Source organism: Arthrobacter sp. NPDC093128 (assembly GCF_040683875.1).
GTDB lineage: Bacteria > Actinomycetota > Actinomycetes > Actinomycetales > Micrococcaceae > Arthrobacter.
On sequence record NZ_JBFBEY010000050.1, the window covers coordinates 1 to 12893 of the forward strand.

At 60.2% G+C, this 12893-nt stretch carries 12 protein-coding genes and 1 pseudogene; 8 read left to right on the plus strand and 5 right to left on the minus strand.

Features of this window, described 5'->3' with window-relative positions; all coding sequences use genetic code 11:
* The 3 genes and pseudogenes from AB0N24_RS26955 to hxlB form a co-directional block, all read right to left on the minus strand.
* A pseudogene (locus AB0N24_RS26955) lies at positions 1-276 on the minus strand (glucose-6-phosphate dehydrogenase); the annotation flags it as partial.
* Positions 277-1013: 737 nt separating this feature from the next.
* Entirely contained in the window at positions 1014-1637 is a 624-nt protein-coding gene (gene hxlA / locus AB0N24_RS26960) for a 3-hexulose-6-phosphate synthase (protein WP_364131527.1), read from the minus strand.
* A gap of 56 nt (positions 1638-1693) precedes the next feature.
* A complete protein-coding gene (hxlB, locus tag AB0N24_RS26965) occupies positions 1694-2224 on the minus strand; it encodes a 6-phospho-3-hexuloisomerase (RefSeq protein ID WP_364131555.1) in 531 nt (176 codons plus the stop codon).
* Between the two features lie 238 nt (positions 2225-2462).
* Between hxlB and AB0N24_RS26970 the strand changes: the two genes are divergently transcribed.
* The 8 genes from AB0N24_RS26970 to AB0N24_RS27005 all read left to right on the plus strand — a co-directional run bounded on the left by AB0N24_RS26970 (position 2463) and on the right by AB0N24_RS27005 (position 9941).
* Complete coding sequence (locus tag AB0N24_RS26970) at positions 2463-3770, plus strand: helix-turn-helix transcriptional regulator (RefSeq protein ID WP_364131530.1); 1308 nt, start codon at positions 2463-2465, stop codon at positions 3768-3770.
* A gap of 279 nt (positions 3771-4049) precedes the next feature.
* Complete coding sequence (locus AB0N24_RS26975) at positions 4050-4730, plus strand: 4-carboxy-4-hydroxy-2-oxoadipate aldolase/oxaloacetate decarboxylase (RefSeq protein ID WP_364131532.1); 681 nt, start codon at positions 4050-4052, stop codon at positions 4728-4730.
* Complete coding sequence (locus AB0N24_RS26980) at positions 4727-5839, plus strand: 4-oxalomesaconate tautomerase (protein WP_364131535.1); 1113 nt, start codon at positions 4727-4729, stop codon at positions 5837-5839. Before AB0N24_RS26975 ends, AB0N24_RS26980 begins: the two co-directional genes overlap by 4 nt.
* Positions 5836-6852, plus strand: coding sequence for an amidohydrolase family protein (locus AB0N24_RS26985; protein ID WP_364131537.1), 1017 nt, complete (start codon positions 5836-5838; stop codon positions 6850-6852). The genes AB0N24_RS26980 and AB0N24_RS26985 overlap by 4 nt, the downstream gene beginning before the upstream one ends.
* Positions 6852-7745 (plus strand): amidohydrolase family protein, encoded by an 894-nt coding sequence (locus AB0N24_RS26990; protein WP_364131539.1) that lies wholly within the window; start codon positions 6852-6854, stop codon positions 7743-7745. Before AB0N24_RS26985 ends, AB0N24_RS26990 begins: the two co-directional genes overlap by 1 nt.
* A 2-nt stretch (positions 7746-7747) precedes the next feature.
* Entirely contained in the window at positions 7748-8146 is a 399-nt protein-coding gene (gene ligA, locus AB0N24_RS26995; RefSeq protein WP_364131541.1) for a protocatechuate 4,5-dioxygenase subunit alpha, read from the plus strand.
* A complete protein-coding gene (locus tag AB0N24_RS27000) occupies positions 8146-8994 on the plus strand; it encodes a class III extradiol dioxygenase subunit beta (RefSeq protein ID WP_364131544.1) in 849 nt (282 codons plus the stop codon). The genes ligA and AB0N24_RS27000 overlap by 1 nt, the downstream gene beginning before the upstream one ends.
* The gene (locus AB0N24_RS27005; protein WP_364131547.1) at positions 8991-9941 is read left to right on the plus strand and encodes a Gfo/Idh/MocA family oxidoreductase; all 951 of its coding nucleotides are present in this window, start codon (positions 8991-8993) and stop codon (positions 9939-9941) included. The genes AB0N24_RS27000 and AB0N24_RS27005 overlap by 4 nt, the downstream gene beginning before the upstream one ends.
* A 1011-nt stretch (positions 9942-10952) precedes the next feature.
* On the opposite strand, the gene AB0N24_RS27010 is transcribed toward AB0N24_RS27005, so the two are convergent.
* Both AB0N24_RS27010 and AB0N24_RS27015 read right to left on the minus strand, forming a co-directional pair.
* Positions 10953-11732 (minus strand): hypothetical protein, encoded by a 780-nt coding sequence (locus tag AB0N24_RS27010; RefSeq protein WP_364131549.1) that lies wholly within the window; start codon positions 11730-11732, stop codon positions 10953-10955.
* A 4-nt stretch (positions 11733-11736) separates the two neighbouring features.
* Positions 11737-12741, minus strand: a complete 1005-nt coding sequence (locus AB0N24_RS27015; protein WP_364131552.1) for an aldo/keto reductase — start codon at positions 12739-12741, stop codon at positions 11737-11739.
* Between the last annotated feature and the right edge of the window lie 152 nt (positions 12742-12893).

The window sequence follows — 12893 nt, forward strand, 5'->3', positions numbered from 1 at the left end:
GGCGTACGCCTGGACCGATGACTTCACTTCGGCGGCGAAGTCCTCGTTGTCCCACTGCCGCCGGCCAAAGCCCACCAGGGCAAAGCTCGGCGGCAACAGCCCCCGGTTGGCCAGGTCATACACAGCCGGCATCAGCTTCTTGCGGGCAAGGTCACCGGTCACCCCGAAGAGCACCAGCGATGACGGACCGGCGATCCGGTTCAGCCGGCGATCCCGGCGGTCGCGGAGCGGATTACGTATGAAGTCCGCTCTAGTTTCAAAGGCGTTGTAAGGCATTGGCTCTTTCTGTGGCTTCCCCCGGCTACTGCGCGTGTACAGCTTCTATGGAGCAATTCAGGAGTGTGAAAATTCGTGGGTTTCAACGGACACTGTCGCTGAGCGCAAGCGTGTAGAGGTACGGATTGTGTGGAGTCACCAGGACTCCCACGTCACCGACAGCGATAGCTCTCAAGCGAAGAAGTTCCTCTGCTCCGGACAGCAAATCGTGGACCTGCCTCCTGAAAGCGACGAAGACCTCTCTATGTGCTCGGCAGTTTGCGTGCGCAGGGCTTCTTCGTTCCTTCGGATTAGCGATTGGTGCGGGGCAGATCCGACGGAGCCCTGCCGGCCGGCATGCTACACGGGATACAGGGTTACGTAATCGCTGCGCAGAAATAGCCGGCGGGCGCCGGTTCGCTCTTCGACAGCCCATAAAACTTGACCGTCCTCGCTGGATTCATCGACATAGGCCGTAAACAGGAATGAATCCCTGGACCAAATATCGACCCGGTCGCCATGGCTGAAGAGTTCCCAACTCCGGTACATTCCCGGGGGCCTCGCACGTCTGGACAGGTCATTCTGATGCTGACTCAAAGGGGGCTCCTTCCGGGTGCTAGGGGTTAGTCATCATGTTCGGTTGTAACGCAACCGAGCGCGAAGGGGCGATCGTAGGCAGCGTCATATTTACTAAAGGGCAAGGATGCGGCGGCCTGCACCCACAGGTGCTGGCCGCCGCAGCTGAGAGTGAGTCGCCGTTATGCGATGGCTGCTGCGAGTTCCTTCGCTGCCAGGGCCGGGTCGGCTGCCCCGTAGATGGCACCGCCGGCGACTGCGACATCTGCGCCGGCCTCCTGGACAGCGGCGATGGTGTCGAGCTTCACGCCGCCTGCCACTGAGAACGGAACGCGGGCTTCAGCTCCGGCGCGGAGCAGCCCGGTCAGGTCGAAACCTGGCTTGGCCTGCTCGTCCAGGCCGGCGTGCATCTCTACGAACTTCGCACCCAGCGCACGGACCTCCCTGGCGCGGGTGACCTTGTCTGCCACGCCGATGAGGTCAACGACGATGCCCTTGTTGTGGGCCTTGGCGGCTTTGACAGCGCCGGCAATGGTGGAGTCGTCGGCTGCGCCGAGCACGGTGACCAGGTCGGCTCCAGCCTTGAAGGCGATGTCGGCCTCCAGTTCGCCTGCGTCCATGGTCTTGAGGTCCGCGAAAACGATCTTGTCCGGGTGTGCTTGCTTGATGGCAGTGATGACGGAGAGTCCCTCGGCCTTGATCAAAGGCGTACCGAGTTCGATGATGTCAACGTACTCGGCAACCTTGCCGGCCAGTTCAAGGGCAGCGTCGGTGGTGAGAAGGTCAATAGCAACCTGAAGCTTCATGATGTTGTGTCTTTCTTTAGTGATCTATTGCGTTATGAGGGAAATGCAGGGGGTTCTTATTCGAGATTTGCGTGCCTGAGCCAGAGCTCTTCCGCCGGTTCGTCGGTGTTGTCCCAGAGCGTCTGGAAAACGGACTCGGTTGCGAGGAAAAGCACCTGTTCGAAAAGGCTTCCGGAGTACTGGCGGGAATGGGCCGATCCGTGATCGGTTTTCTGAGCAGCAGGAATGACTACCAGCGCGTCTGACAGCGTGGCCAGCGGAGATGCCGGGTTTGTGGTGAACGCGGCAATCCGGGCGCCAGCCTTCGCAGCAGTCTCAGCGGCTTTGACCACTCCAGATGTGGTTCCGGAACCGGAAGCAACCAGGAGCAGGTCGCCGGCCGATATGGCCGGGGTCGTGGTGTCGCCGACAACGTGAACGGTACGCCCCAGGTGCATTAATCGCATAGCCGCCATCCGAAGGACCAGGCCGCTCCTGCCAGCCCCGGCGACAAAGATGCGGTCGGCACTCCCGATGTGCGATGTAAGCTCCGCCAATTTCTGCTGGTCGATCCCGGCTGCTGTCTGGGTGACTTCGTCTTGGACCATTGCCAGATTATGTGCAAGTGCGTTTGCCGTCTCGTCCGCGGCTGACGCCTCAATGGCTGTCGTACTCACGGTTCTCCATCCTTCGATTCAGTCATGTGCCCGATGGTGGCCCGTCCGGATATTCCCGAACATGTATCCATCGTCGCGGATCAAAGGGATAGGCATAACGCTTTTTTATGATGGTTCCGACTACCCTTTTGGATAGGCGCCCTACAGCAATGGGGTTTACTCTTGACGGATGACCACCCTTACAAACCAGCCAGCGGCGGTAACCAGGCCGGCGTGCCCGGATGCAAAGAGCCCGTTTCTCCGCGCCATCTCGGCCCTGGCCGAGGCGCCACTTACGCACATTGCAGAGCAGCTCCGCAACGTCTTGATTCCATATGTGAGCAACAGCGCGCTCGTTATCTTTACCGAAGACTGCACCGGCCGGCCGCAGAAAAAAGCTGGGGAGGAAGGGATCATCACCCGGGTTTCCATTGCTGACCTGGAGAAGCTGCGCTCCTCCCTGTCAGATGACGAACCTTGGCTCGGGGAAGCCGAACTGGCGGATGATATTCGTTCCGTGATGGCGATCAGGTACGCACCGAGCCGTGCGCTGCTCGTCATCACCGATCCGGACCCCGCAGCGGTTGCGGTTGAATCTGCGCTCGACTTGATCGAATACCTGTGGCATATCGCGGCACGCAGGATTCAGGAGAAAGTGGCCGATGCGCCGCCGTCCTATCTGATGGAATCGCGCGCGGCGTCAGCCGAACGCGTCCGGGTGACGGCCGAGCTCGTAGACATGCACTCCACAACTCTTGAGACGCTTCTCGCTGCCCTGCGCTCACCATCTTTGGATGATGCGTCCGCACGGTCGACGGTCACCGATATGACGGCCAAAGCGCTCGTGGCACTGCGAACTGTCAGCGACCGCACTACGGATCTGGTGGAGGAACCCGTGGCCCAGGCATTCGTACGCCTCCAGGAGGACCTGCGGCCGCTGACCCGCTTCAGTGGTATCGAGGTCCAGTTCATTGAGCCTCCCCTCAATGGGCGGGCACTCCCAGGTGAAGTTGCGCATGCGGCGCGCGCCGTCGTCCGGGGGCTGGTGCTGGCCATGATGGAGCAACCGGAGGTACGAAGAATCCGGGCGCAGTGGGACTGCGACGGCGACAACCTTCTGATCAACATCCGAGATGACGGGAATGGGGCGCTTTCAGCTGATGCATCCACGATGGGGCGCCTGGACCGGCGCGTGCAGGCATTGGCAGGAACCATGCAGATGGACGTGATGACGGGGTGGGGCGCTGATGTCTCAGTGACACTGCCTTTGGATGCACCGATTGGACCAAAAGGGGATATCACCGGCTGGAATCTAGCCCCGCGGGAACTCGAAATCCTGCAGCACCTGGCAGCCGGACACCGGAACCGAACCATCGCCACGGCGCTCACCATCAGCGAGAATACGGTCAAATTTCACGTGAGGAATGTCTTCAAGAAGCTTGGGGTCCGCTCCCGGACCGAAGCCATTGCCGCAGCCCACAGTCACGGAATGCGCTGATCCCCCACGACGCAGTAAGGCCCTTGGCGCGGGTCGGAGCGAGGCTCCTTGCGATTACCGGCAGGTGGCGCATAGCCACCGCGGGGCCATCCCCTGCGGTTAACCGTCTGAAAGAGCCTGCTTTCGGGACAGGCCCCAACTTGTTTGGGCACATCCCAGTTGCCGCTCGCAGAGCAGCGCCGAACTTTCCCTTCCGTTCAGCGGAATGCTCCTTGGAATGACCTGTGACCATGACGTTCTCTATACCAAAAGGCATTGCACGGTATTCAAAGGAGAATCATGGCACGAGTAGTCCGCGGTACCCCGCGTACCCCCCTCGAGATCGTCGATGGGCTTGCAGAGCTGGGTGTCGCCACAGTTCATGAATCCCAAGGCCGGACTGGCCTGCTCGATATCCGCCTTCGGCCCATCTTCCCGGCGAAGATCGCAGGGAATGCGCTCACCTGTGAGGTTGCTCCGGGGGATAACTGGTCCATCCATGTTGCTGTTGAGCAGGCGCAGGCCGGGGACGTTTTGGTGGTAACCCCAACAAGCCCTTGCGAGGACGGATACTTGGGTGACCTGCTAGCGGAAAGTCTCCTAGCGCATGGCGTGCGGGGCCTCGTCATCGATGCCGGCGTTCGTGACGTCGACACGTTGACCGAGATGAGCTTCCCAGTGTGGTCCAAGGCCATCGGCGCGCAGGGAACGGTGAAGGAGACTGTCGGCAACGTACAGGTTCCGATCGTGGTCGCCAACCAGTTGGTGCGTCCTGGCGACGTGGTCGTGGCCGACATCGATGGTGTCTGTGTAGTTCGACGCGAGGACGCGGCAACTGTCCTCGCTAAGGGCCGTGAGCGTGAAGCGAACGAGACTGCCAAGCGGGCACGTCTTAGATCGGGTGAGCTGGGCCTGGACATTTACGACATGCGCGACAAGCTTGCCGCCAAGGGTCTCGTCTACGAGGACTACGCGAAATGAGCAGTACCCAAGTGGCGGTGCCCTGCACGGTGATGCGTGGTGGCACCTCAAAAGGGCTCTATTTCCTTGCAGAGGACCTGCCCGATGACCGCGGTGCACGGGACGCCTTCCTGCTGGCAGCCATGGGTTCACCGGATCCACGCGAAATCGACGGCATGGGCGGCGGTCACCCTCTCACATCCAAAGTGGCTGTCATCAACCGGTCCAGCCGCCCTGGGATCGACGTGGACTATCTGTTTCTGCAGGTCTGGCCGGACCGCGCCGAGGTCAGCGACCAACAGAACTGCGGCAACATCCTGGCCGGCGTCGGTCCGTTCGCCCTGGAAAAGGGCCTTATTCCTGCCGCTGATGACATCACGGCGGTCTCCATCTACATGGTGAACACCGATTCGAAAGCCACCGCCTTCGTGGAGACCCCGGGCGGAGTGGTTAACTACGCTGGTTCCGCCCGGATCGACGGCGTTCCCGGAACGCATGCACCGATCACCATCAACTTTGAAGATGTCGCCGGCTCAAGCTGTGGGTCGCTTCTGCCCACCGGCAATGTGGTGGACGTCGTCAAAGGGGTGGAGGTGACCTGTATCGACAACGGCATGCCGGTGGTTTGCCTCAAGGCCTCCGATTTTGGCATCACAGGCTATGAGACACCCGCCGAGCTTGAAGCGAATTCCGAGCTCAGGGCCCGGCTGGAAGAGATTCGCCTGGACGTGGGGCGCTTGATGAACCTCGGTGATGTCACCAGCAAGACGGTTCCCAAGATGAGCCTGCTGGCCCCCGCCAAAGGAGGCGGTTTCGTCAGCACCCGCACCTTCATCCCCCATCGGGTCCATGAATCCATCGGTGTGCTGGGTGCCGTTTCGGTCGCCACCGCCTGCATGCTCGAAGGCAGCGTCGCCGCCCAAACTGGTGACCCGGCTGCACACCACAGCAACTCCGATGCCGGCGTTGAGGTTGATGTCGAGCACCCCTCCGGCTTTTTCACAGTCCAAATGGACGTGGATACCTCATCGGGCCAGCCAGTCGTCACCAAATCCGCCTTGCTTCGCACCGCCCGAATGCTGATGTCGGGCTCCATCTTCGTTCCTCAATCAACTTGGGAGATCACATGATCCTCGATTGCCATGGCCACTACACAACCGCTCCGGAGCTCCACAACCAGTGGAGGATTGATCAACTCGCAGCCTTCAAGGCCGGTCAGCCCAGCCCCACCTACCCGACCATCTCCGACGAGAGCATCATTGAGTCCATCGCGTCCAACCAGCTGCGCCTCATAAACGATCGCGGTATCGACCTCACGATCTTTTCCCCACGGGCCTCCGCCATGGGTCACCACGAAGGTGATCAGCGCATCAGCGTCGAATGGACTACCGCCTGCAACAACCTGATCAAACGCGTCGTAGATCTCTTCCCCGAGACGTTCGTGGGGGTCTGCCAGCTCCCGCAGTCCCCCGGGGCAGACCTGACAGAGTCGATCAAGGAGCTAGAACGCTGCGTCAACGAACTCGGATTCATCGGCTGCAACCTCAATCCCGACCCCAGCGGCGGGAAGTGGGACTCGCTGCCCCTGACCGATAAGTACTGGTACCCCCTCTACGAGAAAATGGTAGAGCTCGACGTTCCCGCAATGATTCACGTCTCGGCGTCCTGCAACCCCAACTTCCATGCGACCGGCGCGCATTACATGAACGCGGACACCACAGCTTTCATGCAACTGCTCCAAGGCAACCTGTTCGCTGACTTTCCGACCCTGCGGTTCATCATCCCGCACGGCGGCGGCGCTGCTCCCTACCACTGGGGCCGATACCGCGGCCTCGCGGACATGCTCAAACAGCCTGGCCTCGATACGCACCTCATGAACAACGTGTTCTTTGACACCTGCGTCTACCACCAGCCAGGCATCGACCTCCTCCTTGACGTCATCGACAACAAAAACATCCTGTTCGGTTCTGAAATGATCGGTGCCGTCCGCGGGATTGATCCTCAGACCGGCGAGTACTTTGACGATACGAAGCGCTACATCGACGCCGCTGACATCTCCGACCAGGAGCGCGAACAGATCTTCGCGATCAACGCCCAAGCAGTCTTTCCCCGCCTCAAGCAAAGGCTGGAGGCCTTGGTCTGATGAACACGCCCACCTTTGTGAAAGACGCAGACTGGCTCGACTGGCACCCTAACCCGAGCAAGCCCAAATTCCGGGTACCTGCCGGAACCGTCGACGCACACTGCCACGTCTTTGGCCCCGGCAGCATCTTCCCCTTCGCCCCCGAACGCAAATACACGCCCTGCGATGCCAGCAGGGACCAACTGTTCGCGCTGCGGGACTTCCTCGGCTTCGAAAAGAACGTGGTTGTCCAGGCAACCTGCCACGGTTCAGACAACTCGGCTCTCCTGGACGTCCTGGAACGCTCGAACGACAAAGCACGCGGCGTGGTCACCGTCAAGCCCGAGGTAACGCCGGGACAACTAGCCTGGATGCATGAACTCGGAGTACGCGGTGTTCGATTCAACTACGTCAAGCGCCTGGTTGATCCCAAACCGGACGAGTACTACCGCGAAATCATCGAAAAAATCCGTCCCCTGGGCTGGCACGTGGTGCTCTACTTCGAGCCCGCAGACCTGCGGGAGAAGTGGGACTTCTTCACATCCCTGAACATCCCTATTGTCATTGACCACATGGGCCGTCCCGACGTCACCAAACCGGTGGACGGCCCGGAGTTTGCGAAGTTCCTGCGCTTCATGCAGGAGAACCCAAACGTCATTTCCAAGGTCAGCTGCCCGGACCGCATCACGGTCAATGGAGCTCCGGCCTACGCCGATGTTGTGCCCTTTGCCAGGACCGTGGTGGAGGAGTTCCCCGACCGTGTTCTATGGGGGACCGACTGGCCCCACCCGAACATGAAACAAGAGATGCCCGACGACGGAATCCTCGTCGACTATGTCCCGTCGATAGCAACGACCCCGGCCCTGCAGGAGAAATTGCTCGTAACCAACCCCAACAACATTTATTGGAGCTGATGATGAAGCCCGATTTTGAGCAGTTCAAGGACCTTCCCGGCACGACCATCTTCACCATCGAAAAAGCTCGCGAAGGTTTCCATTTCAACGAATTTTGCATGAGCCTTCGCAAGGAGGAGAACCGCAAGAGGTTCCTCGCCGATGAGCGCTCCTACCTGGACGAGTGGGAGATGACGGAGGACCAAAAGCAGGCGGTCCTCACCCGTGACTTCCAGAAAATGCTCGACAACGGCGGAAACGTCTACTTCCTGTCCAAAATTTTCGCGGCCGAAGGACTGTCATACGTCCAGGCCGTGAGCACCATGACCGACATGAACGTCGAGCAGTACCAGGCGATGATGCTGGCCGGCGGCCGCACCATCGAAGGCTGGCGCTCAAAGAAAGAAAGAGGCGAAGCATAATGGCTAAAATCACCGCCGGCATCGCGACCAGCCACGTGCCCGCAGTAGGCGCAGCTATCGACATGGGCCGCACCGAGGAGGATTACTGGAAGCCCATGTTCGAGGGATATGAATTCTCAAAGAACTGGATCAAGACCAACAACCCCGACGTGGCGATCATCGTCTACAACGACCACGCCTCCTACTTCGGCATGGAAATCATGCCCACCTTCGCCGTCGGAGTGGCCGAATCATTCGAAATCTGCGATGAAGGATATGGACCGCGGCCGGTCCCCCCGGTAGAAGGCGCCCCGGAGCTGGCAACCCACCTCGCCGCCTCCCTCATCCTTGATGACTTCGACCTGACAGTGTTGAACGTCCTCGAGGTGGACCACGGATTGACGGTGCCCATGTCGCTCATGTTCGGCACCCCGGACAAATGGCCCACGAAGGTCATTCCTCTGGCCGTGAATGTCGTGATGTACCCCCAGCCCTCCGGCGAACGTTGCCTCTCCATCGGCAAGGCCATCGGACGGGCGGTGGCAGAGTTCGACGAAGACCTCAATGTTCAGATCTGGGGCACCGGCGGCATGAGCCACCAGATCCAAGGCGCCCGCGCAGGTCTGATAAACCTGCCCTGGGACCAGAAGTTCATGGACGACTTGATCAACGAACCCGAAGTCCTCCAGTACAAACCCCACCTCGAATACATGAGGGAAGCCGGATCCGAAGGCGTTGAACTCATCATGTGGCTCATCATGCGCGGCGCCCTCGGCGACAAAGTCGACGAGGTTTACCGCTTCAACCACGTACCGGCGTCCAACACATCCGTTGGACACCTGATCCTGACCCCGAAGGAAGCAGCATGACCGTCAATCTCGCTGTCGTAGGCCTGGGCGCCTTCGGCCACAAGCACCTCGATGCCCTCACCCAAATCCCTGACGCTAAAATCCAGTACGTTGCCCACAGCACGCTGGAAAAAGCCAAGGAAGTAGCCGATAAGTACGGGGCGGAAGGCGCCTTCACCAGCTACTCCGAGCTGTTGGCGCAGGATGACCTCGACGGGGTCATCCTCGCTACCCCAACCCAAATGCACCACGCCCAGACCCTGGAAGCCCTGCGCGCCGGCAAAAATGTCATGGTCGAAATCCCCATGGCAGACTCACTGGCTGGTGTACAGGAGATCGTGGATGCCCAGAAGGAAGCCGGCCTTATTGCCATGGCCGGCCACACGCGGCGTTTCAACCCGTCGCACCAGTACGTCCACAACAGGATCACCGCGGGCGAGTTCTCCATCCAGCAGATGGATGTGCAGACGTACTTTTTCCGCCGGACCAACACCAACGCCCTCGGCCAGGCCCGCTCCTGGACCGATCACCTGCTGTGGCACCATGCTGCCCACACAGTCGACCTGTTCCAGTACCAGACTGGCGAGAAGATTGTGAAGGCCAACGCCGTCCAGGGACCCAAGCATCCTGAACTTGGCATCGCCATGGACCTGTCCGTCCAGCTTCAAAGCGAGAACGGCAAGATTTGCACGCTCTCACTCTCGTTCAACAACGACGGACCCATCGGGACCTTTTTCCGCTACATCGGCGACACCGACACCTACATCGCCCGGTACGACGACCTCGTCGACGGCAAGGAAACCGCCATCGATGTCTCCAAGGTGGCGGTATCGATGAACGGCATCGAGCTGCAGGACCGCGAGTTCGTCGCCGCCATCAAGGAAAAGCGCGAGCCCAACTCCAGCGTGGCACAGGTTCTTCCCTGCTATGTGGTGCTCGACGCCTTGCAACAGCAGCTCGAGTACTGATATGTGAGTGCTCGGTGTCAAAAGGGCAAGGGTGAGCGGTCCAGGGCTAGTTGTCCTGGACCGCTCTTTTGTGTCCGTTCCTTGTGCTTGGTCCGTTTGGCTGGCGCGTCGTGATCGATGTGAGGCGCTGTCATGCTGATGTTCGCGGGTTGGTAGGACGAGGTGTTCGACTGAAGGGGTGCCGCTGGTTTAGGAATGTCGGGCGTCACCGGTTGATTGCCGGTTCTCCAGAGGACTATCGCGGGTCTCCTCCACGCTGCCGAGCCATCCGGACAGAGGCCGGGAACGGCACACGTCTATCCGTCCACCACTGCTCCGGTGAACCGCAGCGGCGAGGGTTCCATAGTGGCCTCATGCTGCCCGCAAGGCAGGATCCTCGAACCATTGCCAGTGCAGTCACGTGTAGTGAGCATCGGTCCAGGTAGATCCGCCCAAGTAGCCCAGACCAGCAAGAGCTTCGAGGTCCTCGCGGGCACACGCACCAGATCACGGTCAGCCTCGTCCGACCGGCTTGGGACCCGCACCGGGGCTATCTGACCCAGCAGGGCCAACCGGGCCAGACGCTCAGCATCCCGCGCATGGGTCTTGACCCGGGCTCCGGGCGGCCGCTGAAGCTTCGACGGGGCCGCGACCACGCATTCCCTGCGGGCGGCCAAAAGCCGGGCCAAGCCGAATCCCGTCGGACCTGCCTCATAGACAACCAGAACGGGCCCCGGCAGCCCGGCCACCCACTCAGCGATCCCGGCATCGTTGGCGGCTAGGCTCTGCCGAAGAATTTCGCCGGTCTCGCCGTCGATCGCGCAGCCCTACACGCTGCGTGCATGGACATCCAAACCGACGTAAGTACGCTTATTCATGGCTGGAACCTCCAGACCTTCAAATGTGGCTCTCGCAGTCCACACCCCCCGCACCCTGGTGCGGAGACGGCGCCGGACTGGCAACCCACGAAGAACCCGAGGTTCCAGTCCTACGCCAGGACCGGTCACTACACTTCACATTTAGAAAGCCGGACTACGGGCGCTTACTGAACGGAATCTTCTTTCCGTGCAGGATGCGCCCGTAGTTGAACTCGATCCCGGCCAGCATGGTGCTTTCGTACCCGGTCTCGTTGAGCATCGCCACCACATCCATGATTTCAATTTGCCGACGCTTGATGTGCTGAGCAGTACCAGCCAAGTACTGCTGGGCTGTCTCCCCAGAGCTGGCTTCGAATTCCTCCAGGATTTCCTGGTAAGCCCAACTCTGCAGGCCCATGCTTTCGGCGGCCCAAAGGCAGTCAATGACAGCCCCTGCAATTCCCTTGGCCAGCAGGCTGCGGATGAGCTTGCGCGCCGTCGCTTCGCCCGGAACCTCTGAAACATACCTGAGGGTCAGGCCAAAGGGTTCGAGCAGCTCTATCAGTCTTTGGGCTCCGGTACCGGCAACATCCATCATGGGCCCTTCGGCCGGAACGGGATCCTGCTGCACGACGGCCACATCCACGAAGGAACCAGCCGGGAAGAGTGCCGCGAGCTGTCTTTTCGTTGCGGGTGTGCCGGTGTTCAGATCTGCATAGAGCGCATCCTCCCTGAGCAGGGGAACAACTCGTTGTGCGATACGTGCCGGCCCCGCGGAAGAACCCAGGGCGAGGACCACGTCAGCACCTGACACAGCCTCCTCAAGGCTTCCGGCAGGAGACTTCAAGGCGGGATCAAATCTCAAGAGACTGGCACCGGCCCTCGTGAGTCCATCGGCAATCTGGGACCCGGTCTCATTTTGACCGATGATTGCGATCTTGGGATGCGTGGTCATGACCCTAATTCCCACGTTGGTCTTTGAGGGTATTCACCCGGTCGAAAATCTTCATCTGTGAGGCAGTGTGGTGGTCACCCACAGGTTGCGTGACGTTATCGAGGGCAACGACTTGTTCCGGGGTGAGCTTCACGTCCAGGGCGAGTAGATCTTCTTCGAGGTGGGAGATACGGATCGTGCCAGGAATGGGCGACCAGTCATCACCTTTACTGAGCAGCCAAGCCAACGCGACCTGCGAAAGAGTGACTCCTGCTTCTTCAGCGACGGCCTCCACTTCTTCCAGCACAAGGAGGTTCTTCTCCAGTGCACCGTTCATGAAACGGGGGTTGCTCAAGCGCCAGTCATCCTTATCCAGCTGGTCAAGGGACCGGATTCTTCCGGTGAGGAGGCCTCGACCGAGTGGAGAGTACGGCACAAAACCGATGCCCAGCTCTTTCAGCAGCTCTAAGGTTCCGTCGTCACCGTCACGTGTCCACAGTGAGTATTCAGACTGAAGCGCAGTGATGGGGTGCACCGAGTTAGCCCGGCGGATGATGTCCGGGCCGGCTTCAGAGAGGCCAATATGACGGATCTTGCCCTCAGCGATGAGTTCTTTCAGCGTGCCGATGACCTCCTCGATAGGCACGGATTTGTCGACCCGGTGCTGGTAATAGAGGTCAATGTAGTCCGTATCAAGGCGGGTGAGGGAGCCCTCCACCGCCGCCCGGATGTTTTCTGCCGAACTGTCTAAAGGGCCCGCATTTCCAACGTGAGAGACCATGCCGAACTTTGACGTAACAACGACCTGGTCACGCCGGCCCTTCAGGGCTTTACCGAGAAGCACTTCGTTCTTGTACGGACCGTAGATCTCTGCGCTGTCGAAGTGAGTCACCCCCAGTTCAACCGCACGATGGATGGTACGGATCGAGTCCTTCTCGGCTTGCCTATGGCCGGTGTAGATATGGGACATGCCCATGCAGCCCAGTCCGATGGCGGAGACGGTGAGGTCACGGAGCTTGATGTATTTCACGGGATCACACTTCCGGTTTAGGTTGCATTGGGTTGAAATGCCGCCGCCGTGGAGTGGTGGGGGCGTCGATTCTGCGCTCGGCTTTACCTGCTGCCGGGCCAGCCAGTGTAGGCCTCGGCAAGGTAGGCCATGCCGTGGCGGGAGGAGATGAC